Origin of the sequence: Victivallis vadensis (assembly GCF_003096415.1) — a bacterium.
In the GTDB taxonomy this organism is placed as follows: domain Bacteria; phylum Verrucomicrobiota; class Lentisphaeria; order Victivallales; family Victivallaceae; genus Victivallis; species Victivallis vadensis.
Window position 1 is genome coordinate 1 of the sequence record NZ_QEKH01000036.1, and the last position, 22,558, is coordinate 22,558.

Sequence of the window (22,558 nt, forward strand, 5' to 3'; positions counted from 1 at the left end):
GCCAACGGCCGAATCGAATTGACCAGTCGCGAATTATCCGCGATTCTGTCGGGAATCAAACCGCAACGTTATTACAAAAGATATGCGAAAAAAGTGCCTGAACTCACTTGAATTTGAGCTCGAATCCGGTATATTTTCTGTATGGTATTACCGGAGGTTACAACTTTAGCAGAGGCGAAAAGCGTCATCTGGGAACAAGCTGAGGAAATTGAAAAACTCAGTAACGAATTGTCTTGGTTCAAGCGCCAGATGTTCGGTTCCAAGTCCGAACATTATCTTCCGACAGATGACACCCCCGCTCTTTTTCCGGAAGAAACCCTTCCTGAACCAGTAAAAGAATCCCCAAACATCACCGTTGCGGAACACGACCGTCACGCGCGTCAGCCTAACGCTCTCGCAGAGATTCCGGCTGATCTGCCGCGCGAAGAGCGCGTGATTGATGTCCCGGAGGATCAACGGCAGGGCATGACGCTGATCGGCTATGCCGAAAGCGAACGAATCGCCTACCGGACGGGACTGTATGTGATCCATTTCAAGCGTGCCAAATATGCAGCCCCTGATGACGCATTGCGTGGCGTTGTCACCGCCCCAGCTCCTGGAGACGTGTTCGATTCTGCCAGCGGTCGAAGCCGTTACGATGTCTCTTTTGTAGCCAAGGTGGTGGCCGACAAGGTCGAAAACGCGATTCCGCTTGAACGGCAGGCGCGGATGTTCGGCAACGAGGGCCTGCCTGTGGCACCTTCGACGCTCGAAGACCTTTACAAACGCACTTCCGATGCTTTATTACCTCTGTATGACCGGATGACCTTGCTGATTATGCAGTGTGACATCCTTCATGTGGACGAAACCTTCATCAAGATGATGGTCAAGGGGGCGAGGAAATGCAAAAACGCATATATGTGGTGTCGGTTGACCGGTGTCGGACCGCCGATGATCGCGTTTCACTTTTCGCCGTCGCGGTCTCAAGATGTTGCGGAAAGTTTGCTCGGAGATTATTCCGGAACAATTTTGCGGGATTCTTACATCGGCTACGACAAGCTCGAATGCGATGTCGCATGCTGTTGGGCACATGTCCGGCGCTATCTGGTCGTGGCCTTTGACAACGGCTATTTGAAAGTCGAGCCGCTTCTGAAACTCGTGCGGGATCTTTATCAGATTGAGCACGATGCAAAGGAACGTGCTGAGAAAAAAGGGACGGAAACCGCTCTCTTCCAAGAACGGAAAACGGCACGCCGAATGTCGCAAAAGCTGGTTGCCGAGTTTTTTGAGCAGGCCAAGGTGCTTCGAGACTCCGAACGGCCATCGTCGCCAGTGGCGAAAGCGGTCAACTATGCGTTGAATATCGAAGCGGAACTGAAAAAGTTCCTGAACAATCCCAAGCTCAACATCGACAACAATCCCGCTGAACGCCTCAATCGAGGTGTCGCTATCATTCGGAAAAACTGTCTGTTTGCCGGAAGCGAAACCGGCGGGCAGCGGTTGGCGATCCTTTATTCTTTTGCAGCCTCTTGCAAAGCGAACAACATCTGCTTCCGCCAATGGCTGGAAGACGTGCTTCCGCGTCTTTCCTCTACTTCGGCAAATCAAATCGAATCTCTGCTTCCCCCAAACTGGAAGTCTAACACCAAATAATTTTTCAATTTTTCCCTTTCAAGACACCGGAAATGCCTCAGACATGTAGCTCATTGGGCGCATACATAAAAATCGTCCGGGAGCTTCAAGAAACTCCCGGACGACCTTGATTTCACAAGTGTGAATCAATCAATATAATCAATTTTCCGAACCATCATCTTACCTGTTTCCGGATTACGATCGATGGTTACAATCATTTTGACTTCTCCAGTGATTTCATCATAGTAAATATTATCTTCCGGATCTGATCCAACTTCTTCGTAATCGAATTGTCCATTCTTTGCGGGTCTAGTTTGACCTATTCCATCTTTATCAATTCGCGTAATGGGTATTCCTGCCGAATCTCCCAAGTCGCGTATGGTTTGGGCTACAATGAGCACTTTGATTGTATTCGGAAGTGATCCGCCGGCAGTCATCAAATTAATTGTTTTTCCAATTACTTCTTCTTGACTTGCATCAGTGGTAAAACTTGGAGATGAAGCTCCATTGTTATATCCTAACTTACCAAAACCCGTCTTTAAGGTATTACCTGCGTCCTCCCAATTGATAAATTCTGTGCGCAATACAAAAGGATCCTCCTTGATAGGCTTTGTTTTCAAGGGATTATCGCTGACTGTATCAATACGGTTGCCGGAAGTCACATCAGCAAAGTTACTGATTGACTGTCCTAACGAGAGATTCAAAAATAATGCCTTAGCGATATCATCATCATTGGCGGTATAACCACTATAATGCTGAGGAAGCATGTTAAGATCAACTTTACCTAAAGCACGAATGCCAGTTGTCATTTTTATTTGCTCTAAAATTCCACCATCTCCGGCCTGATAAGAAGTCCCGGATTTAGTCCAAGCGTTGTGATTAGGTTCCATATCCATGGGGGTAATGTCAGAGGAAGAAGCATTAGGGCTACCGGCATGCTTGAGATTAATTGTTTCCCAAGCCGCACCACGATGAATTACACCGATTTCCCATGGGCTTTTCATTGGAGCATTACGAATATACGCAGTGGAGAGATGACCATTAGCTGGATCATCAACTGTTTCCTGATCTGCATTGGGCGATTTACCTCGTGGATCAGCCTCTGTTTCCCTATTTACAGTTCCTTTATAACTGTCTGGAGTTCCACTTGTTTCAACATCCATTACATCTGCCCATTTGTTAGTCGCTTCATCAAAACCTTTTATTGAAGGATCCGAAACAGACCAATCATCTTCGTTTAGATTTTGGCGTGGGTCTTGTCCGCGCATTCCGCCAAACAGGAATTTATATGAATTCTTTGTGTCATCAAAAGTAATAGAAGCTCCTGTCTGCTCCAGCTTCTTTGTTAATTGAGGTTTGACATAATCAAGACCAATCCGTTCGGTCGTTGCCCCTCCTAAATGTTTATAATCAGCCATTAAAACCATACGACCATTTTGAATGCTGAAATCAGTCAGTTCAACTTCCTTGATCTCGATATCGGATTCCGAGCTTACTAATTCTACTGCACTCGGATATTTTTCCTTTACCATGGCTAATGTCAGTTCAGGTATTACTGGGGTGGGGGTGCCTGCATCATCAGTTACTGAAGTATAGGAGGTCTTAAAAAAAGCTCCCGTTCCAGTTTTAAAAGCATACCCATCAGTAAAATCTGCTGCAGAAAAAGAAATTGATTGAGAAGAATTGACCTCTGTTATGTCATTGGCTGTTTCATTTTTTTCCCATTTCTTGGAAAACTCGACTTTACCATATGTAGCTAGATCAATTTCCATGGGGGTAGATACGGTATTATTTGTAGCCGGGTTACCTGCTTCTGTCCGATAAGTGAAATTATTGTAAGCAACCTTGGTAATCTTACCTTTTAATTCAATTCCCCGGAGTGTATGATAGAAATCAAAATTACTTAAATCATCTGAAATTCCATCATAAATATTAATTAATTTCACTGCGGGTGTTATTTCCAAATCAAATTTGAAACTGCGATCTGTTTTGTTAACTGCAATACCCGCAGTCCCACTATCATGGCTGATTTGAGATGAAAAACCGATTTCGTAGATGTATGGAGTTTTTTCATTTCCGGTATAATCAGGCTCTTTGGTCAACCAGTCTTTGGCGGAGATATTGGATGTTGGGATATAATCAGCATCACAATAGTCGTTAAAGTTAGCTGCAATTTGGCGACGGCGATTCTCCAAACCGGAAAGTCCGTTGATGCCAGTTGTTGCAAATGTTCCTTCATCATCTGCAATTCTTCTTAGAAACGGTAAACCTGAATTAAAGGGAGTACGAGTATCCGTCTCATTGAAAGGACGGCTGTCATGGGTCAAAGCATCAATTGCACTAGGAGCATTTGGGGTAATTGTTGTATCAGATATGCTGCTCTTGAAACGATCATACCAATCATCTGGGGTATAGTTTTCAGCCTCAAAAGGCTTCCAAGAGATCAGAGGAAAACGATGAAAATAGGTAGTATCATCCCCATTTCTCTTATAATAAATATAAGCCTCTTTTACGCTGGGATCAGTTCCTTCTGTAAACCAACGCTCGATCCACGCCCTATGTTTCTTACCAGTTTCGGTGGTATCATTAAAGTCGAAGTTCCCGTCATAGGGACCATATAGTTCATCATAGGTTTGAGGAATATATGTCCCATCATTAATTGTACTCCAACCTTGCAAGATTGTGGTTTTATCAATATATAATTCATCGATTTCTTTGCCGATACGATCGTTCCAAGGAACTCGACCACTATTAGCAACAAAGCCTCCCAAGACTGATTTTAGATTGATACGGCTGGATGAGGTTGATGGCAAAACCTGATAGGCAACACGACCAATAATTTTACGATCAGTATCGCTCTTATCGCCGGAATCATAAAAATATGTCCATACGGCCTTGCTATTCGAGCCTTTATAATCTAAATCATTATTCAGATAATTTAACTTGGAATTATCACCTGTCAATTGATCATTTGTAGTTTCACCTGAATCTGAATTTAAGGTCTTAACTTTGTCATAGCTATAAATTGCAGTAAATTCAGTTGGCCAAAACTGTTTACTGAGATCTGTTTGGTGTTCAGCTTGGTATTGGTACAACATCAAAGAGATTGCAACTCTATTAATTGCTGATTGAGCCAACATCTTGGCTTGGCTTCTGGTACTATTATTGAAAGCGACCTTGCGCGCTAAAAGGGCATTACTGACAAATGCCAGTCCCAAGATTAGCAATAAAGATAAAATTCCGAGTGCAAATAATAAAGCAACGCCATGCCGCTTATTTTGTATTTTTTTTCCCTTTTTCATATAAAATCTCCACGCTGTATTTATTATCTTATAAAGTTTCAGCCCAACGACCTCCTAAAAAAACAGCACGGGTAAAGGTACGTTCATGCTGTTGTCTGAAAGCATCCTGTTGAGCAGTGGGTAAATTACTCCATGTATCAAAATTCTTTTTATCCATCAATGATAACTGTATTTCAATTAAATATGGGGGTTTCCTATCATATTTATTGCCAGAGGGAGCAATAATTTCACTTCCCCCTCCTGTCGTCATTCTTGCAAAGGGAATGAAGCGCAGACCTGTAACATTATTTAAGACAATTGCAGAATTATCGTCTTGAGTGGTTGATACCTTATTGTCAAGTTTGGTAACAAGCAGATTCTTGGCAACTTCATAAGAAGTAACAGCTCCTTCGCCATAAGGAGGGAAGAAATAACTATATGCTGTTGGACCTGAATCATCAGTACCATTATCTGCAAAGATTGCCATTACGAGTTTCTCGTTATGCGTTCCTGTGCGTTGGAAAGAAATAAAACGAATATCTTTTGTCCCTGGAAGATTATCCATTTTTGATTGGGCTGCAAAGTATATTTTAGAATTATCGGTATTGGGATTTTCAATGATAAAAGGAGTTCCGCCTGCAGAATAATAGGTGGATTGAAGTAATGTAGACATTAAGTCCATGGCAACACGTGCATCTGCATAAAGATTATTTTTTTCTTCCATTCCTGTCCACATTTTTTGTGCACCGGAAAAAAATTGTAGCATCAGCACCAATAATATGCTGAATACAGACATTGCAACCAGCAGTTCAACTAGTGTAAAAATATGAAATATTTGTTTCTTGTTCTGGTATTTCATAGCAGGCCTTTGTATTATTTGGCTTCATAAGATTCATTAAATAATTCGAAGCGAAATATTCTTTTCTCACGGTTTTCATATGGAACTTCGGCAGGCCAACTTAATTCAATACAGAAAGCCTTGGCGTAATCTCCCAGATTAAGGCGACTTGCATCAGCAGCAGTTAATTCCTGATACATTGTTGTTGCATAAGGATCAGGATAAAAGAGATCAAAGTCTTGATCCAGCCAAACTTTTATGATAGTGGAAAAATCTGCAATATCTGTTCCGTCGGGCAATCGTGTTAATTGCTGAAAGAGAAAAATCCCGTTAACATTGGGTTTGTTTAATCTTAGTAAGCGGGTTGCACCTGTAGAGGAGCTGGAATTCAATGATGTCCAATCAGAAAGATTTAAACTATTATTTGCAACCTTGGCATCAGTATCATTGTTGATATCGACCAAGCTGGTTTTCATATGTTGTGTGAAAAATTTGTCTGCTGAAGCATTTTGCTGGTGCAAGTACCATTCAGAAGAGCAACCTGCACGTAGATGACTCATTACATATTCTGCGATATCTGCAAGATTATTATCTGCAATTGCCGACTTATTGGCATTTACTCCAACTGGAAATAGTACAAGTATACTGGATAAGCCAATTGCAATGATTGCCATTGCCAAGGCTATTTCAACCATGTTGAAAAACTTTTTTTGTATCTTTTTCATCTGAAATTATACCACTAAGGTTTATAATAGTTGACACGACCTGTAAAACGATTTATTTCCAAAACTAAAAAGTTAGTGGGACCAGTCGTATCACGACTGGGAAATACAAAGTTGTTTCCATTGGGAATGGCTTCTGCTATAGCCAAGTAAAGATTCTCATCATGTCTGATTCCGCCATAAGGAGAAAAGATAACAGCGCAATAAGTACGAGTATCGCTTGCTGAATCTTGGTAATTCGTAATGGTATGAAGCAAAGGGTTGGTTCCACCAGCCGTGATAAGCCTATGCGTGATAGGATATGGAGAATTACCTAAGTCTAAACCTTGGCCTTCTACGAAATTTCCATAGTCGTTTTTGGTAGCTTCATCTGCTACGGCCAGCAAGTGAGCCCCCGGAACAGGTATTCGCCACTCATAATCCGGCACCCAGCGAATAAATTGCCAACTCGTTCCTGTCGAATCCTTTTTAACATACGCCATTCGAGAGCCGCCCAAGTTATACTGGGCTTCCTGCCCTGTCCAACCACTAGGCAAGATAACTGCTACGTAACGTCGCGCAGTAATAGCATGTGACTGGGCTTGCTCTAATGCTAATTTTAAATTAGAGGCCATCTGATCGACTTGGTTGCCGCTGATCATCCGTTTGAAGGCGGGGAGCATCAGGGTCATCAGGACGCCCATTAAGAGCATCACGACCAACAGCTCAATTAAGGTAAAATTTCGTTTTGTTCGTTTGTTCATATCCGGGCCGACTGTTTCATCATTTTCAGCTTGTTTCCATTGCTGGCTGTCTCTCTAATGTGTACTATAGGAGGCGCATTCCCATTTTTCAACACCGCACAGACAACTTTTTGGGAAAACTTCATTGTTTTTTGGTGATTTTTGCCTTTTTTAACGTTTTCCCGGAACTCTTGCCGTTATTTTCAGGGGGAGACTTGATTTTTTACGCTTGGCGGGGTAATGTACGAATCATTCTGTTTCCCTAATGAAAAGTATCAGTTCAAGGAGCCGTCATGAGCGACAAATTTGCCAGTGAAATCGATTTTCTCAGCTATGCCATGGGCATGAATATGGGAGAATACCTGACCCGCACTCCCATCGAAGTCAATACCCAGGCGGCGCTGGACGGCGTCCGCGACTTCCTCGCCAAGTCCCCGAAGCTCTCTCAGGAGGAGTATGTGAAGGCGATGCAGGTGTTGCAGGCGAAGATGCAGGCCGCCGTCCAGAAGCAGGTCGACGGCCTCGCCGCCGCCAACATCGAGGCCGAAAAGAAGTTCATGGCCGAAAACGGCGCCCGCGAAGGCGTGAAAACCACCGCCAGCGGCCTCCAGTACGAGGTGATCGCCGAAGGCAAGGGCGACAAGCCGCTCGCCCACAGCAAGGTGCGCGTCCATTACACCGGGACGCTGCTCGACGGCACCGAGTTCGACAGCTCCGTCCGCCGCGGTGAACCGGCCGAATTCGGCGTGAATCAGGTGATCGCCGGCTGGACCGAGGCGCTTCAGCTGATGTCCCCCGGCAGCAAGTACCGGCTCTTCATCCCCGCCAGGCTCGGTTACGGCGAACACGGCGCCGGACAGGCGATTCCGCCGAATGCCGCGCTGATCTTCGACGTCGAATTGCTCGACATCCTGTAAGCTCCGGCGTCGGAGTTCAAGGACGGCGGTTCCCGGCGGACGGGGGCCGCCGTTTTGCTTTTCCGGCTCCGGCATGCTATAGTATGCGGCAATCGGAGGTCGATGATGTTGATTCGTGAGATGCGGCCGGACGATCTGTCCGCCGTGATGCTGATCCAGAAGCGCTGTTACCACGCGATCACGCCGGAAAGCCCGGCGGTGATGGCGAGCAAGCTCGCGGCGGGGGCCGGATGCTGTTTCGTCTGCGAGGAAGAAAAGCGGGTCGTGGGGTATCTGCTCGGACACCCGTGGCGAAGCGATTCCGCAGTCGCCTTGCATCAGGAGCTGGAGGAGTTGCCGGAGGAGTGCGACTCCCTTTATCTGCACGATATGGCGGTGCTGCCTGAGATGCGGGGCAGGGGAGTCGGGGAGCTGCTGCTGCGCCGGTTCGAGGAGGCGGCGCGGGCGCGGAAACTGGCCGGCTCCCATCTGGTGGCGATTCAGGGCGCGGAAACTTTCTGGCGGCGGATGGGATACCGCGAGAAGCCGGGCGTCGACATGGAGAAACTGGCCGGCTACGGTACGGCGGCTTTCCTGATGGCCAAGGCTTTTTAGTTCAGCGCCAGCAGCACGACGCCGAGCAGGATCATGCCCAGCGCAAAAGCCTTCCGCTTCAGGTTGGCGTCGCGGAAGTACCAGCTGCCGACCGCGAAAGTCACGATGCAGCTGCAGCGGCGCACCAGCGACAGGATCGAAATCGGCATGTCCGGCAGGCTCACCGTGTAGAAATAGAGCCAGTCGGCGGCGATCAGCAGTATGCCGGTGGCGGGGATGGTCCAGCGCCACACGAATTTCCGGTCCGGTTTGAAAGCGGCCCGGCGGATCAGCCACGCCCCGCCCAGCAGGAACACCAGATCGATCGAAAACCACAATTGCACCGTGTTGCGCGGGATGTGCAGCACTCCCATCAGATATTTGTCGTAGAGCGCCGAAACCGCTCCGAGCAGCGTGCCGATCAGGATCAGGTGCATGCCGCGATGACGGCGGAAGCTGATCCCCTCCAGTTTCCCCAATACCGAAAAGGCGTAGTAGCCGATGAAAATGGTCAGCATCCCCAGCCCCTGCAGCAGCGTCGGAAATTCGCTGAACAGCAGCAGGCTGCCGAAAAAGGTCCACAACGGCGCGGAGGCCCGGATCGGCGCCGCGATTGAAATCGGCAGGTCGCGCATCGCGTAGTAAACGCAGGTCCAGCTGGTTCCGACCAGAACCGACTTCGCGAGAATCAGCAGCCAGTCGTGCAGCGGGCAGCGGATGAACTCCATGAAATGCCCGGAAAGCAAAGTCGCCAGCGTAAAGAACAGCGTTCCGGTGAATGTCGCGAAAAACAGCACCGGCATCACCGCGTTTTCGCGCACCGCGTGTTTCTTGCAGATATCGTAGAATCCGAGTCCGAGCGCCGAACCGAGGATCGGCAGCATCCACCCGGCGGTCGTCACCGTCATGATCGGCTCCTGAAATAATCCTATTTATAAACCTTCTATACTAATATAGCGCGGCAATTCCGCTTCTGCAAGCGAAAAGGCCGCTTCAGGCGCGGCAGCCGGTCAGGATCGGCCACTGGTCGACGAGGAAGGTCAGGTTGGCGCGGTGTTCCAGCGCGACGTGTTCCCCGTCGAAGCGGCAGACCAGCCGGATCTGGTACGGCGTGTTGTAGCTGCTCGCCAGAATCGTCAGCGTCCGGTCGTCGGTAAATTCGGCGCTGGCGGCGACACTGTGCGGAAACTGCGAGTCGAACTTCACCACGCTCTCCTCGCGATGGCCGAAACCGGCGAGAATGGTTTCAGGGCCGTTCGGGCCGGCCAGCGTCAGGCGGCAGCTGTCGGGGCCGGATTCAAACTCCAGCCGGGTGAAGCCTCCTTCGTTGGCGTTGAGCCGGTAGCTCTGCCGGGGCAGGGCGCGCCCCGTGGTTCCGAGGACCGGGAGCGTCAGCCGGGCGATCCGTTCCGCAAGGCGTCCGGCGGCAGCCGGATCGGCGGGCAGCGGAGCCGGGGACATCGCCGGGAGCAGGTGCTGCCAGACCAGGTCCAGCACCTGCTGCATATTGCGGAGACCGCTGGTGATGGCGAGGACCGCATCCTGCTCCGGCATCACCAGCGCGTACTGCCCGAATGCGCCGTCGCCGCGGAACGCGTTGTGGCGGCAGCGCCAGAACTGGAACCCGTAGCCGACCCGCCAGTCGGGCTGGTCGTTCATCGAATTGTCGATCTGGAATGAGGTGGCCATTTTCAGGTAATCGGCCGGCACCAGTTGCCTGCCCTGCCACTTGCCGCCCTGCAGCAGCATCTGGGCGAAGCGGGCGAGTTCTTCGGTCGTCGCGTAGAAGCCCCAGCCGCCGACTTCGATCCCTTTCGGACAGGTTTCCCAGTTGCGTTCGCCGAAGCCGAGCGGCTCCAGCAGCCGGGAACGCAGATAGGCGGTCAGCGATCGGCCGATGATCCGGCGCAGCAGCGCCGAAAGCATATAGGTCGCCCCGGAATTGTACACGAAACGTTCGCCGGGGCGATAGGCCAGCGGGCTTTGGAAGAAGGCCGCGGCCCAGTCGTCGGCGGAGGTCATATACTCCAGCGCGCAGCGGTCGTGCCCGGTCGCCATCGTCAGCAGATGGCGTATTGTCATCTCCCGGCAGCGCGGATCGGCGCCGCGGGTCAGTTCCGCGGGAAAAAACTTCGCGACCGGGTCGTCGAGGCCGAGCAGCCCCTCTTCGCGGGCGAGGCCGACGGCGCAGGAGGTGAAGCTCTTGCTCAACGAAAAAAGCAAATGCGGCGCTTCGGGACGGTAGGGCTTCCACCATCCCTCCGCGGCGACATTGCCGTGGCGAAGCAGCATGAAGCTGTGCGGAGAATCCAGTTGCGCCATCGCGTCGACGAAGCGTTCAATCGCGGCGGAGGGGATGCCCTGCGCCTCCGGTGCGGTTCGGTTCAGCATGAAAACACCTCAGTTGTAGGTTTTGCGCAGGTAGTTCAGCGTCAGCGCCTTTTCCAGCGCCGTCGCCGCCGTCTTTTCCTTCGCGCTGAAAGTCAGCACTTTGGTCCGGCCCGGCACCAGCGTGAAGCTGTTGTCGCTGAAGATGCCCCGGATTCCGGGCGTGTCCAGCGTGACGAAGAAGGCGGGCCTGTCGGTGGTGAGCGTCACTTCAAACCGGTTCTCTCCGGCGGGCCGGACGGCGGTCTTCACCTCGGCGCGCCGCAGGTCGCAGTGCTTGTAGACGCTGAAGAAACAGCTGTTCTCGTGGGTCAGAAGTTCGCCGTCCGCAGTTTCGGCCTGGCTGGTCAGCTCCATGAAGCAGCCGTCCGGATCAAGTCCGGCCAGCTCGGCGGGCTTGAAGGTTTTCAGGCATTTGCTTTCGCCCGGCTTCAGGGAACTTTCCAGCTCGAAACTTTTCAGCAGTTTGCCGTCGAAGTCGAGGATTTCCGCCTTGACCGAAATCTTCGACCTGCAGCGCAGGTCGCTGACCGCGTGGAGCCGGGTGACCCCTTCCTGATCCTTGTAGACCACCGCGATCACCGGCTGGTAGAAGCGTCTGGCGTGGTATTGCAATTGCTTCCACTTGCCGCCGTATTCGATGCTTGCCCAGGAGGCGACCGGCCAGTTGTCGTTGAGCTGCCAGAAGAGCGTGCCCATGCAGCGCGGCTTCAGGGTGCGCCAGAATTCGACGCCGGTTTTGATCGCGAGCGCCTGCTGCGCCTGCGACAGGTAGAGGAAGTCCGCGAAGCTCTCCGGCATCCGGAAGTATTTGCCGAACATGCCGATGATCGGGGCGTTGCCTTTGTCGCACTTCTGGTGGTGGTCCATCACCGGCGAAAAAACGTTGCGCTGATCCGGCGGACAGAATTTCTCCACGGTTTCGAGCGACGGGAACGACTGGTAGCCGAACTCCGAGCAGAAACGCGGTTTCACCGCGTAATAGGCGCTGAAATCCTTCGCCCCGTGCCACACCTCCCAGTAGTGCATGTCGCCGCAGGAGTCGTCGTGCCAGCCGTCGTTGAAATTGCCGGGGCCGCCGCACGGCGAACTCGGCCAGAACATCCGGGTGGGGTCGAGTTCCGCCACCATCCGGGCCAGCTCGCGGTTGAGCCGGTCGTAGTTGATCAAATAGGAGACCCGTTTTTCAGAGCCGTACCAGCCGGTCGCGCCGATCACCTCGTTGTCGCCGCACCACAATGCGAGGCAGGCGTGGTGGCGCAGCCGGGGAATCTGGTGGGCCAGCTCGGTTTTCACGTTGCTTATGAAGGTCTCGGTGGAGGGGTAGAGGCTGCAGCTGAACATCATATCCTGCCACACCATCAGCCCCTTGCGGTCGCAGAGCCGGTAGAACTCCTCAAACTCATACTGGCCGCCGCCCCAGACGCGGAGCATGTTCATGTTGGCGAGCCGGGCGGATTCGAGCAGGTCGTCGAGGACCTCGGGCGTCTGGCGCTCCGGGAACGCGTCGGCCGGAATCCAGTCCGCCCCTTTGGCGAACACGTCGAAGCCGTTGACCCGGAACAGCATCGAAATGCCGTATTCATCTTTTTCATTCACCACCTCGATCGTGCGCAGCCCGATCTCCTGCTCGAGCGTCTCGTCGGGAGTTTCGACCGCGAGCGGATAAAGCGCCGGCTCCCCGAGCCCGTTGGGCCACCACAGGCGCGGATTTTCCACCACGAACTGCGCCTTGACCCGGTTCACGCCGGGCCGGACCGTTGCATTGACCGTGCGGGTTTCCCCGTAGAAGCGGAAGGTGACCGGCAGTTTGCCCGCCTTTTCTGCAAACAGCTCCGCCACGGCGGTCACTGTGACGCGGTTCTTTTCATGCTTCTGGTCGGCGTACAGATAGTCGATTCGTGCGGTGTTCACGCCGGTCAGCGTCAGCGGCATATAGACGCCGGTGACCATCAGCGTAAGGCCCCAGTCCCAGCCGCCGTGACAGTGCACCTTGCGGATCAGGTTCAGGTTCGGAACTTTGCTGCAGCCGTTCATCGGCACCGGGAAGGGCTGTTCGGCGGCGGCTTTTTTCGCCTCGTTCTCGGCGGACTTGAAGCGGATTTCAATCCGGTTGGAGCCGGCCCGCAGCGCGGCTTTGACGTCGGCGCGGTAACGGGTGAACATGTTTTCGCAGGAAAGCACCTTTTTGCCGTTGATGAGCACGGTCGCGAAGGTGTCGACCATCTCGGCTGTCAAATAGACGTGCTCATAGCCGAGCAGCTCCGCCGGCACGTCGAAGTCGCGCGAATACTCCCAGTCGTGCCTGCGGAACTCCTGCACGGCCAGTTCGTTGCGCCCGTAGTGCGGGTCCGGGATCTTCCCCGCCGCGAGCAGCGCGGAATAGTTGTCGCCCGGCAGGTTCGCCGGGATGGTTTCCTCTTTCCATTCGGAACTTTTCAGCGACCAGACGCCGCTCAGATCAAGACTGCAAGCCATATTGGAATACTCTCCTGTTGTTTTCGCTTGCCATACAATATATAGAAGGAACCGGTGAAATCAAGGTTTTTTCCCGGTTATCGTGCGCAATAAAATGTTGGTTTGTGCAAAAAATGTAAAATCCGGTTTGCGGAACGGCGCCTGAACCGGTATATTGTGGAAAAAGGAGTTCAGATGAAACCTACTTTGCAGGAGATCGCCCGGCAGTGCGGCGTATCGGTCGCGACGGTGTCGCGGGCGCTGGCGGGTTCGCCCCGGATCAGTGCCGACACCCGCCGCCGGATATTGATGTGCGCGCGCCGGACCGGATACCGCAGCGACGCGTGCCGCACCGTCGCGCTGATCGTGCCGCACTTCAGTTTCGGCGGATACTTCGGCGGCTTGCTGGAACGGCTGTACCGGGAGCTGGCTCCGTCCGGTTTCATGCCGGTGGTGATTTCCGCCGAACACCTCGAAGTGCTCGAACAACAGGAGTTCTGCGGCGCGATTTCGCTGATGGCGCAGAGCGGGCTGGAGGCCTACTGGGGCAGGCGGCACGCGATGCCGCTGGTCTGCATCAACACCAGCCCGCGCCATCTGGACGGCATCTACACGGTCGGCTCCAACGACGAGCAGGGGATGCGTCTGGCGCTGGACCATTTGCTCAAGCTGGGGCACCGCCGGATCGGGCGCCTGGGCGGAATCAACTCTTTCGGCGACCCGAACAACTGGAACAGCTACGCCCGCGACCGGACCTTCCGGGCCGTGATGGCGCAGCACGGATTGCCGGAAGAGCTTTACGCCGCTCCCGGCGACGATGATTTCGCCGACGCGGTGAAGTCGCTGCTGGACCGGGGAATCACCGCATTGATCATCCTGAATGAAGGAATGGAGCTGGTCACGCTGCACACGCTGCGGCTGCTGGGCAAACGGGTGCCGGAGGATATTTCGGTGATCGCGTGGTCGCAGCCCGGCGTGGCGGGCCATCTGGTTCCGCCGCCGGCCAGTCTGGAACAGGACTTCGGCGCGCTGGTGCGGCACAGTTGCGAGCTGTTCCGCAAGCTGCTGGCGGGCGAACCGGTTTCGGATGATGTACTGATCGACTACCGCTTCCGCCCGCGTTCCGGCACCGCCCCGGCCAATGGCAGGCCTGTGAAGAACGATCGGTAAATCTGTTCAAAACACAGTTTTGCATATTTCCGGGGAATATATTGTATAAAATACATTTTCGGAAATAAATGATTAAATTCCGGTTTTTAATTGTTTTTTTTCGATTCTCTCTTGACATCGGCGGATGTTTCGAGTATAATATTGAACGAAGAACAAAAAGGCGAAATCAGAGATCATGCCCAGAAAAAGCAAAAAAATCAATATCAGGCTGGTGGCCGAGGAAGCCGGTGTTTCGCTGGCGTCGGTCTCCCGGGTGCTGAACAACCATCCCGATGTCAGCGAAGCTTTGCGCCGACAGGTCATGGCCGTTGTCGAAAAAAATAATTTCACGCCGGATAAGTCGGTTGAGCGGCTTCTGCGGATCAGCGTGATCGTCGGCGTCGGGGATATCACCGACTATATCGCCACGATCCTGACCGGCATGGGACTGGCGGCGAATGCCGAAGGAATTGAACTGTCGATTCAGCGTTATACCGGCCGTCTGCCGTTGCTGCGGGTTTGCCGCATCTGGCGCTGTAATGCCGTGGCGGTGATCAGCGGAGCGGCGTGGCTTGACGAAATTTCAACGCTGGCAGCGGCCGGAATCCCCTGCATGCTGGTCGGAACTCCTCTGGAGGGAGAGCTGATCGGTTATTTCTGCACGGATTCCTACCATGCGATGTTGCAGATGCTGAAATATGTGCACTCTCAGGGACATCGTCGGATTGCTTATCTCTGTGCGGAACCTCCCAATCAGAGTTATCAGGAGCGGGTGCGCGCTTATCGCGAATTCATGGCGGCGATCGGTGAATCCGCCGACCGCTTTCTGGTTCCGCCCTGTCCGATCGGACATATCGACGGAATCGGACGTGACAAGGAGGCGGGATACCAGCAGACTGTGCAGTTCCTGAAAGGGCAGGGAAGGGCCACCGCGTTTGTCTGTGCCAATGACGAGATCGCTTTCGGATGTTACAAGGCCTGTTTCGACAATGGCCTGCGCATCCCGGAGGATATTTCCGTTGCTGGATGTGACGATCAGTCTTTCGCCAAATATCTGTCCCCCGGTTTGACCACGATCCGGTTGCCGCTCATCAGCCGGGGTAAACGGGCCATTCATTGCCTGAGCGATTATCTGCGTGGGAAACAATCGGGGCTGCCCCGTGAATATCTGCTTCCGGAGTTGGTGATCCGGAGTTCGGTGGCTGCGCCGCCGGATGCCTGACGGTTTGTTGTTTCCCGATAATGATGCAGGGAGTTGAAATGAAAACGATATTGTCATGAATGATAATGATTTAATTTATTTTGTGTTGAATTCTAAAAAAAGAAAGGGGGTGTTTGCTTTGAAAGTGAGAAGTTTCATAGAAAAAAACGAGAGAAGCTGTAACAATAACTTGATAAAACCTGACATAGAAGGAAGTAAAAAATGAGTGTACATGCAAAATCGAGAATGCAGATCAGCTTACTATTCACATTGATTGAATTGCTTGTTGTAATTGCAATTATCGCGATATTGGCAGCCATGTTGCTGCCTGCACTGAACAAGGCTCGTGAAAAAGCACGGGCGACTTCCTGTGTCAGCAATTTGAAACAGGTCATTTCCGGCGCGCTGATGTATGGGAACGATAATGGGGATTTTATTCCAACCAGTGTTTTGACTGAAAATGGAATGTGGTGCAATTGGCTTTGTAACGGTGATGCGCCGGGAGGTCCCTGGAATAACGACTGGTGGTTGACCAAAGGGCATGGAAGTTATATTGGTTGGAATGTAGTCAGATGTCCTGGTTCGACCAAACTCAATAATGACCTTGAGCAAAATGTTTACGGGGCCGTTGACTGGAGCGATTCTAATGTGCCTGACGAAGTAATGGCACGTATGGGGCGGTTCGCTTGCCGGATAGGGATTGCCACACAGGGGGAATTTGCCTCCTTGACCAAAATGAAGTCAGTATCGGCATTGCCGCTTTATGCGGATACTCGTTTGCTGGATTCTCCTGGTGATCAGAGAAGGGCTTACAGATTCCGTTTTCATAACTATTGGAGTTGGCAGGCTGGACTTTTTTATGAAGCCCATCAGGGCCGGGGGAACCTTGCTTTTGCCGATGGGCATGTGAAGGCTATGTCGGGTAAAGATTTGCAGTCGTCGCCAATTGAAGCTTCTCAATGGTTTAATAGCAATGGAGCACGGGAAGTGCATTGATTGCTCCGGTACAAAAAATAACGAGGAAAGAATGATGAAATTTTCTTCATGTGCCGCCGCTTTGCTGCTGGCGGCGGGTCTGGCCGCGGCTGACAGGCAGCTTTTCAGCATCGCCCGGGGCGGCGCCGTTTTCGCCCCGTTCAACAAGACCGACAAGGTGAAAGTGACCGGCGACCGGCTCGCGCTTGAACTGCCGCCGAAAGGCGGTCGCTGGCAGGGGACGATCGTCACTCCGAAGAAAGGCGAAAAGTATTTCGACCTTTCCCAAGGCGCGATTCTGGCTGTGGATGTCAGGAATAACAACAAATATCCGATGCAGCTCCGGATGGAGATCGTCAACCTGAAGGAGGGGAAGAACTCGAACGCCTTCGCCCATATCGCTTATTCCTCGATCGCGCTGCTTCCCGGTGAAAAAGCGCCGCTGCGCGTCCGCTACGGCCGCGCCGTCAAAGAGAGTTCGGCATGGGCGCCCGAGGGGATGCAGCGTCTGCCCGACGGTTTCGTCAAGGGCGATCACAAGATCGTGCCGGACCGGGTCGCCCAGCTCCGCATCTGGACGAGCAATCCCGACGCCGACAGGCCGATGCGCTTTGAACTCTCCAATTTCCGCGTGGAAGAACCGGTGAAACCGCTTCCCGAAGCGTTGAGGAGCAAGGAGGCCTTCTATCCCTTCATCGACCGGTTCGGCCAGTACAAACATGCCGACTGGCCCGGCAAAGTGACCGATGTCGCCCAGCTCGGAGAGCGCAAGCTGGCGGAGGACCGCGAACTTGCCGCCAATCCCGCCGTTCCCGGCCGGAACCGTTTCGGCGGCTGGGCGGACGGGCCGACCTTCGGGGAGAAGAAAGGCGGCTGGGGCACAGTCAAGTACAAGGGGAAATGGTTCCTGACCGACCCGGAGGGCAAACTCTTCTGGTCGCTCGGAATGAATACAACTCATGATAAAGCCGACAGTGTTACCGCGATCACATTTCGGGAAAATTACTTTGAAGAGCTGCCGGAAAACAGTGCGGAAAATGCGGATTTCTACACGAAAGAACGTTTCCCCCGTTTCGGCTTCTATAAAGGCAAGGGCGGTAACCAGGACACCAATATTCTGCAGTTTCACTTCTATTGTTACAATATGTTCCGCAAATACGGCAAGGAATATCACAAGGAATTCGTGACTCGTTCCCAGCGCCGTTTTTCCAGTTGGGGGTTCAATACCAATGGCAACTGGGTGCACCCGGATATTCTGAAGACAGAGTTCCATCATCCCTACATCACCGCCGTGGAGTTCGCCAAATTTTACGATGTAATCGAAGGATGCAGGCAAATTGGCTGGCAGAAGTTTCCGGATGTTTTCAATCCCGAGTTCGCCGCCGGAATCAAAGAGGCGTTGCAAACCAGACAGAAATACACTGTTGATGATCCCTTCTGCATCGGATACTTTATCGATAACGAACTTTCCTGGGGGAAAACCGACACTTTTCTCGCGGAAGGCGCGCTGCGCTCCCCGGCCTCCCAGCCGGCGAAAATCGCAATGACCGAATATTACAGAAATAAATATGGCAACGATATTGCCGCGCTCAACAAGGTCTGGGGTACCGGATATGCCGACTTCGGCGCGTTTCTGAACAGTACCGCGATGCCCGCCGAACCCGAAAAGGCGCGGGCGGATCTGGAGGAGTTCAACGACGTCATCGTCAACCGTTATTTCCGGACCTGCAAAGAGGTCATCAACCGCGAAGCCCCCGGCAAACTCTACTTCGGCTGCCGCTTCAACGACCGCAACGAAAAGGTGATCGCCACTTCCGCGAAGTATCTCGACGGATGCTCGTTCAATCTCTACCGCCCGGAGATCAGCGCCTGGCGTCTGCCGGCCGGAGTCGATATGCCGGTGATCGTCGGCGAGTGGCACTACGGCACCGCCGCCAACGGTCCGGCGCATCCGGGATTGCAGCCTGCCGCGAACCAGGCGGAGCGCGCCCGCGGCTTTGACCGCTATGTCCGCAGCGCCCTGTGGAATCCGCAGATCGCCGGTGTGCATTACTTCAAGTACACCGACCAGATGGCGACCGGACGGCCTGCGGACGATGAGAACATCCAGTGCGGCTTCGTCGACGTGACCGATACGCCTTACCGGGAGATGGTCGATGCCGCGCGCAAAGTCAGCGCCGACATGTACCGCTACCGGCTTGCCGAAGGCCCCGGAAAATAGTTCCGGTCAGCGGCCGGAGATGAGGTACAGCGCGTTATGCACGGGACGCTCGCCCGCGTGATCGAATTTCCTGTTGTCGCTCGGGTGGTTGACCACTCCGTGGTGCCTGGTCCACATCGTGCTGGAGCCGCCGCCGTCGAGGTTGACCGCATCGGTGCAGCCGAGATCCTTCAGCAGCGTGGCGAGTTCGGCGAAGGTGACTCCCGCGCTCTCTCTGGCCCGGCCGTCGATGACCACCAAAAGCAGGGTGTTTCCGGACAATCCTGCCGCAGTGCGCGGATGGCGCGCCTTGTCATCGCCGAGCGGCGGCACCTTGCCGTCTTTCAGCAGCAGCCGGTTGCCGTAGACCGCCGAACGGCATCGTTCCGGTGCAAAGTCCGCGGGGCCGACAATCGCGGGCCTGCCGGTTTGATCGAGGACGAAATAGGCCCGCTCCGGGTCGCCGCCGAGATCGGCGTTGAGCACTTTGCCGTCGATCTTCAAGTAGCGCACGCCCATCGGATTGCCTTTCATCGCGAAGAATCCGGCGTTGACCGCGGCCAGTGCGTCGAGTCTTCTGCCGAAATGGCTGACGGTCTCATAGTTGCCGCCGTCGCACTCCGCAAGCCCGAGCCGGAGGCCCGGCGTGGAGAGGTCTGCCCGGAGAACCGAAATAAACTGCGGTTTTCCGAATACCCGGACGCGGTCGAAAGTGGTCAGTCGGACTCCCGGCGCGAGCTGTTCCGTGCGGCTTTCGGCCTTTTGAATCCACGCCGGAGCCTCCGGCGTCCTGGCTGCCGCCGCTGACAGCAGGGCGGTCGCGGCGAACAGCGCCGCAAACATTTTCTGAATCATGTTTGAATCTCCTTGTAATAAAAAAGGCGCCTCACTGAGGCGCCGGTTGGTTATTCGATCAGCAGTGCCGCGTCGTGCGGCGGCAGCGTGAGAGGGCCGGATATTCGTCCGAGGCCGATCAGCACCTCCTCGGCGGAGGCGCCGAGCCCTCCCTCCGAAAGCTCGAAAGTCATCTCCTGATCGGTGTCGTTGACGAAGGCGGCCGCCTTCCTGCCGTCTACGGTTCCGGTGAAAACCTGCGGCCAGCGGAACGGCTCCCAGCGGGCCGGAGCCGCGTCGCGGAGCCGGAGGCTCGCGGCCAGCTCCAGCAGCCGGTAACGTTCGGGTGCGATGGTGCCGAGGTGGTCGCTGGTGATCGACACGCCGGTGAGAATCGCGGCGAGGGTCGAAATGCGCGCTTCGCCGAGGGTGTAAAAGGCGTTGTCCTGCCGCGCCATCACCGTGTCGGGATCAGCGCGGAACCAGCGGTCGAACATCCACCAGTTCATGATCGTGCCGTGCCACGCATTCCGGATGCCGGGGAGTCCGGGGGAGTTGTCGCAGTTCAGCGGGCGCGGGTCCTGGCTGATCCAGTAGCGCGAAGTGTCGCAGCTGACCCGGCAGGCGTCGACATAGCCGAGGCAGGCCATGAACGGCGGGCAGCAGCCGAGAATGAACGCATCGGGCACCGCTTCGCGGATCGTTTTCAACGCGAGCCGGAACGCGCTGACCGCGGTGGCTCCGGCGTCCTGCCGCCGTCCTTCCGGCAGGCCGTAGCCGAGCCCGTCCAGCTTGAAGTAGCGGAAACCCCAGCTGCGGAAGGTTTTGAATACATGGGTCAGGTGGTCGCGGACCGCCTGCTGCGTCGCGTCAAGGCAGGCCCAGTGGTTGTCCGGGGCGGGGGACCAGCCCGCGAACACCAGCGGTTCTCCCTTTTCATTGCACACAAAGTACTCCGGGTGCTCCCGGAAAGTGCGGCTGGCGGTCGACGCGAGCATCGGCATCAGCCAGATTCCCGGCGTCAGCCCCTTGGATGCGGCGTTGCGGGCGATTTCGGCCAGCGGCGTCGGCCACGAGGCGTCCTGGTCCAGCCAGTCGCCCTGAAAGGTCTGGTAGCCGTCGTCGATCTGGGCGATTCCGCTGGAATAGGGCGAATCGCTCCGGGCCGCGAGGGCTTCGAGGTTGTCGAGGAAATCCCGTTCGGTCACGTCCGCGTAGTAGTAGTACCATGAACAGTAACCTGCGAGGTTGGTTTCGGCGGAGACGGGCTTCACGCCCATCCGGCGCGCGGACTCCTCCGCGTAGAACTTCAGCAGTTCCCGCCAGTCGCTGCCGGATTTGACCAGCAGCTCTTCGGGTTTTTCGCCGGGCTTCACGGAAGGCTGCGCGACCGCGATCGAGTGGAGCCGCCCGCTGCGGCGGCGGACCGTGAAGTAGGTCTGGGAGCGGTGGGCGGTCAAAGCTCCCACCAGCAGATAATCGGAGGTGCCCGCATCGCCGACCACCACCACGTCGTGGCTCGGCAGGTCGGCGTCGAAGCTGTCCGCCGAATGAACCGACGAGCCCGGCAGCACCGGCGTCATATTGTTGGTGCTGCGGTAGATGAAGTTGGCTTCCGGCGGGAAATTGAGCGGAAGCGCGGCGCGATAGCACTCCGGCTCCGGCCGCCACTGCGGAATCTGGTCCATGTCGATGCTCCGTATTTTATTCCATATTGACTATATGATATGCGTATTGGACTAATATAGACCCTGCGCGGAAAGTTGCAAGCAGCGAATATTCAAATTCGGTTCGGATTTCCCGGCGGCGGAATCAGGTCGAGAATCGCGATCTCCGGCGGGCAGTTCAGCCGCAGCTTCAGGATGCTGTAGCCGAGGCCGGCTGTCACGAAAACGAGGTTGCCGCGATCCCGGATCAACCCGTGCTGATAGCGTTCCCCGAAGCGGGAGGGAACGGCGGGCGCTCCCAGCAGCGGCAGGTCGATCTGGCCACCGTGGGTGTGTCCCGCCACCGCCAGCGCCGGTTTTTCCGGCATCGAATCGAAAACGTCGGGCGTATGGGTCATCACCAGAGAGGGCAGGGAGTCCGGCGGGAGCAGCGCGCCCCAGTCCGGTTCCCGCTGTTTCAGCCAGTCGGTGACGCCGACCAGATGGAACGGCTTGCCGTCGGCTTCGAGCCGGATGGAACGGTTCTCCAGAAGCACGATCCCGTTGGCGGCCAGCGCGGCCTCTATTCGCTGCGGCTGCTGCCAGTGGTCGTGGTTGCCGAGCACTGCGTAGACGCCGAGTTCCGCTTTGAGTTCTCCGAGCCGCACGGCGATCTCCTCCGGGGTTGCGGAGTGGGACGGAAGATGGCCGGCGACGAAATCGCCGGGCAGCAAAATCAGGTCGGGGGCTTCGGCGTTGGCGGCTGCGACGATCCGTTCGAGCCGTTTCAGGTCCTCCGGCGTCGGGCGGACATGGAAATCCGCCAGCACCGCGACCCGGAGCCGCGGTGCGCCGCTTCCCCAGCGCGGCGCGGTGATTTCGTGCCGGTGCACTTCAAACACATCGCAATTGCCGCGCATCAGCACGATCAGGGCGGTCGCCGCGGCGCTGCACATGAACAACCACAGCAGCACAAGCCGGAAAACCAGCCGCCTGTGCCCGCCGAGCCATGTGATTGCACCGTCTGCTTTCATGGAAAAATCT

General features: G+C 54.5%; 17 protein-coding genes. 7 read left to right on the forward strand and 10 right to left on the reverse strand.

What is annotated here, in order from left to right:
- Positions 1 to 141 precede the first annotated feature (141 nt).
- On the forward strand, positions 142 to 1,632 hold the full coding sequence (gene tnpC / locus C8D82_RS17235; protein WP_116885533.1) for an IS66 family transposase: 1,491 nt from the start codon (positions 142 to 144) through the stop codon (positions 1,630 to 1,632).
- 125 nt (positions 1,633 to 1,757) lie between these two features.
- Here the strand turns inward: tnpC and C8D82_RS20840 are convergent, their stop codons facing one another.
- From C8D82_RS20840 to C8D82_RS17240, 4 genes are read right to left on the reverse strand one after another with little or no spacing between them, the layout of a single operon-like run.
- The gene (locus tag C8D82_RS20840; protein ID WP_133245265.1) at positions 1,758 to 4,913 is read right to left on the reverse strand and encodes a hypothetical protein; all 3,156 of its coding nucleotides are present in this window, start codon (positions 4,911 to 4,913) and stop codon (positions 1,758 to 1,760) included.
- A 28-nt stretch (positions 4,914 to 4,941) separates the two neighbouring features.
- Entirely contained in the window at positions 4,942 to 5,751 is an 810-nt protein-coding gene (locus C8D82_RS20845) for a PulJ/GspJ family protein (RefSeq protein WP_133245266.1), read from the reverse strand.
- 14 nt (positions 5,752 to 5,765) lie between these two features.
- Entirely contained in the window at positions 5,766 to 6,455 is a 690-nt protein-coding gene (locus C8D82_RS20850; protein ID WP_133245267.1) for a hypothetical protein, read from the reverse strand.
- Between the two features lie 14 nt (positions 6,456 to 6,469).
- Entirely contained in the window at positions 6,470 to 7,195 is a 726-nt protein-coding gene (locus C8D82_RS17240; protein WP_116885534.1) for a prepilin-type N-terminal cleavage/methylation domain-containing protein, read from the reverse strand.
- A 272-nt stretch (positions 7,196 to 7,467) separates the two neighbouring features.
- Here C8D82_RS17240 and C8D82_RS17245 point away from each other — a divergent pair, with 272 nt between their 5' ends.
- Positions 7,468 to 8,091, forward strand: a complete 624-nt coding sequence (locus C8D82_RS17245; RefSeq protein ID WP_116885535.1) for a BamJ family beta-barrel-assembly machinery protein — start codon at positions 7,468 to 7,470, stop codon at positions 8,089 to 8,091.
- 102 nt (positions 8,092 to 8,193) lie between these two features.
- Positions 8,194 to 8,685 (forward strand): GNAT family N-acetyltransferase, encoded by a 492-nt coding sequence (locus C8D82_RS17250; RefSeq protein ID WP_116885536.1) that lies wholly within the window; start codon positions 8,194 to 8,196, stop codon positions 8,683 to 8,685.
- Here C8D82_RS17250 and C8D82_RS17255 read toward each other — a convergent pair.
- The 3 genes from C8D82_RS17255 to C8D82_RS17265 form a co-directional block, all read right to left on the reverse strand.
- Complete coding sequence (locus C8D82_RS17255) at positions 8,682 to 9,572, reverse strand: DMT family transporter (RefSeq protein ID WP_116885537.1); 891 nt, start codon at positions 9,570 to 9,572, stop codon at positions 8,682 to 8,684. The genes C8D82_RS17250 and C8D82_RS17255 overlap by 4 nt on opposite strands.
- An 85-nt stretch (positions 9,573 to 9,657) precedes the next feature.
- Positions 9,658 to 11,055 carry a serine hydrolase domain-containing protein gene (locus C8D82_RS17260; RefSeq protein WP_116885538.1) on the reverse strand — a complete coding sequence of 466 codons (1,398 nt, stop codon included), beginning with the start codon at positions 11,053 to 11,055 and terminating at the stop codon, positions 9,658 to 9,660.
- Between the two features lie 9 nt (positions 11,056 to 11,064).
- A complete protein-coding gene (locus C8D82_RS17265; RefSeq protein WP_116885539.1) occupies positions 11,065 to 13,530 on the reverse strand; it encodes a beta-mannosidase in 2,466 nt (821 codons plus the stop codon).
- A gap of 174 nt (positions 13,531 to 13,704) precedes the next feature.
- Here C8D82_RS17265 and C8D82_RS17270 point away from each other — a divergent pair, with 174 nt between their 5' ends.
- From C8D82_RS17270 to C8D82_RS17285, 4 genes are all read left to right on the forward strand, one after another.
- Positions 13,705 to 14,679: a LacI family DNA-binding transcriptional regulator gene (locus C8D82_RS17270; protein ID WP_133245268.1), complete on the forward strand. Its 975-nt coding sequence runs from the start codon at positions 13,705 to 13,707 to the stop codon at positions 14,677 to 14,679.
- 175 nt (positions 14,680 to 14,854) lie between these two features.
- Positions 14,855 to 15,880 carry a LacI family DNA-binding transcriptional regulator gene (locus C8D82_RS17275; protein ID WP_116885541.1) on the forward strand — a complete coding sequence of 342 codons (1,026 nt, stop codon included), beginning with the start codon at positions 14,855 to 14,857 and terminating at the stop codon, positions 15,878 to 15,880.
- A gap of 201 nt (positions 15,881 to 16,081) precedes the next feature.
- On the forward strand, positions 16,082 to 16,855 hold the full coding sequence (locus tag C8D82_RS17280; RefSeq protein ID WP_116885542.1) for a prepilin-type N-terminal cleavage/methylation domain-containing protein: 774 nt from the start codon (positions 16,082 to 16,084) through the stop codon (positions 16,853 to 16,855).
- Positions 16,856 to 16,886: 31 nt separating this feature from the next.
- Positions 16,887 to 19,055 carry an alpha-amylase family protein gene (locus C8D82_RS17285; protein ID WP_133245269.1) on the forward strand — a complete coding sequence of 723 codons (2,169 nt, stop codon included), beginning with the start codon at positions 16,887 to 16,889 and terminating at the stop codon, positions 19,053 to 19,055.
- A gap of 6 nt (positions 19,056 to 19,061) precedes the next feature.
- On the opposite strand, the gene C8D82_RS17290 is transcribed toward C8D82_RS17285, so the two are convergent.
- The 3 genes from C8D82_RS17290 to C8D82_RS17300 all read right to left on the reverse strand — a co-directional run bounded on the left by C8D82_RS17290 (position 19,062) and on the right by C8D82_RS17300 (position 22,548).
- On the reverse strand, positions 19,062 to 19,889 hold the full coding sequence (locus tag C8D82_RS17290; protein ID WP_116885544.1) for a phosphodiester glycosidase family protein: 828 nt from the start codon (positions 19,887 to 19,889) through the stop codon (positions 19,062 to 19,064).
- Positions 19,890 to 19,939: 50 nt separating this feature from the next.
- Positions 19,940 to 21,556: an alpha-galactosidase gene (locus C8D82_RS17295; RefSeq protein ID WP_116885545.1), complete on the reverse strand. Its 1,617-nt coding sequence runs from the start codon at positions 21,554 to 21,556 to the stop codon at positions 19,940 to 19,942.
- Positions 21,557 to 21,648: 92 nt separating this feature from the next.
- The gene (locus C8D82_RS17300; RefSeq protein WP_116885546.1) at positions 21,649 to 22,548 is read right to left on the reverse strand and encodes a metallophosphoesterase; all 900 of its coding nucleotides are present in this window, start codon (positions 22,546 to 22,548) and stop codon (positions 21,649 to 21,651) included.
- Positions 22,549 to 22,558: the final 10 nt, after the last annotated feature.

What these genes read in the sequence shown, in the direction of transcription:
- C8D82_RS17245 (WP_116885535.1), top strand. Translation starts at nt 7,468, where the DNA reads ATGAGCGACAAATTTGCCAGTGAAATCGATTTTCTCAGCTATGCCATG.
- C8D82_RS17280 (WP_116885542.1), top strand. Translation starts at nt 16,082, where the DNA reads ATGAGTGTACATGCAAAATCGAGAATGCAGATCAGCTTACTATTCACA.
- C8D82_RS17265 (WP_116885539.1), bottom strand. Translation starts at nt 13,530, where the DNA reads ATGGCTTGCAGTCTTGATCTGAGCGGCGTCTGGTCGCTGAAAAGTTCC.
- C8D82_RS17250 (WP_116885536.1), top strand. Translation starts at nt 8,194, where the DNA reads ATGATGTTGATTCGTGAGATGCGGCCGGACGATCTGTCCGCCGTGATG.
- C8D82_RS17275 (WP_116885541.1), top strand. Translation starts at nt 14,855, where the DNA reads ATGCCCAGAAAAAGCAAAAAAATCAATATCAGGCTGGTGGCCGAGGAA.
- C8D82_RS17285 (WP_133245269.1), top strand. Translation starts at nt 16,887, where the DNA reads ATGATGAAATTTTCTTCATGTGCCGCCGCTTTGCTGCTGGCGGCGGGT.
- C8D82_RS17290 (WP_116885544.1), bottom strand. Translation starts at nt 19,889, where the DNA reads ATGATTCAGAAAATGTTTGCGGCGCTGTTCGCCGCGACCGCCCTGCTG.
- C8D82_RS17260 (WP_116885538.1), bottom strand. Translation starts at nt 11,055, where the DNA reads ATGCTGAACCGAACCGCACCGGAGGCGCAGGGCATCCCCTCCGCCGCG.
- C8D82_RS17240 (WP_116885534.1), bottom strand. Translation starts at nt 7,195, where the DNA reads ATGAACAAACGAACAAAACGAAATTTTACCTTAATTGAGCTGTTGGTC.
- C8D82_RS17295 (WP_116885545.1), bottom strand. Translation starts at nt 21,556, where the DNA reads ATGGACCAGATTCCGCAGTGGCGGCCGGAGCCGGAGTGCTATCGCGCC.
- C8D82_RS20850 (WP_133245267.1), bottom strand. Translation starts at nt 6,455, where the DNA reads ATGAAAAAGATACAAAAAAAGTTTTTCAACATGGTTGAAATAGCCTTG.
- C8D82_RS20840 (WP_133245265.1), bottom strand. Translation starts at nt 4,913, where the DNA reads ATGAAAAAGGGAAAAAAAATACAAAATAAGCGGCATGGCGTTGCTTTA.
- tnpC (WP_116885533.1), top strand. Translation starts at nt 142, where the DNA reads ATGGTATTACCGGAGGTTACAACTTTAGCAGAGGCGAAAAGCGTCATC.
- C8D82_RS20845 (WP_133245266.1), bottom strand. Translation starts at nt 5,751, where the DNA reads ATGAAATACCAGAACAAGAAACAAATATTTCATATTTTTACACTAGTT.
- C8D82_RS17270 (WP_133245268.1), top strand. Translation starts at nt 13,705, where the DNA reads ATGAAACCTACTTTGCAGGAGATCGCCCGGCAGTGCGGCGTATCGGTC.
- C8D82_RS17255 (WP_116885537.1), bottom strand. Translation starts at nt 9,572, where the DNA reads ATGACGGTGACGACCGCCGGGTGGATGCTGCCGATCCTCGGTTCGGCG.
- C8D82_RS17300 (WP_116885546.1), bottom strand. Translation starts at nt 22,548, where the DNA reads ATGAAAGCAGACGGTGCAATCACATGGCTCGGCGGGCACAGGCGGCTG.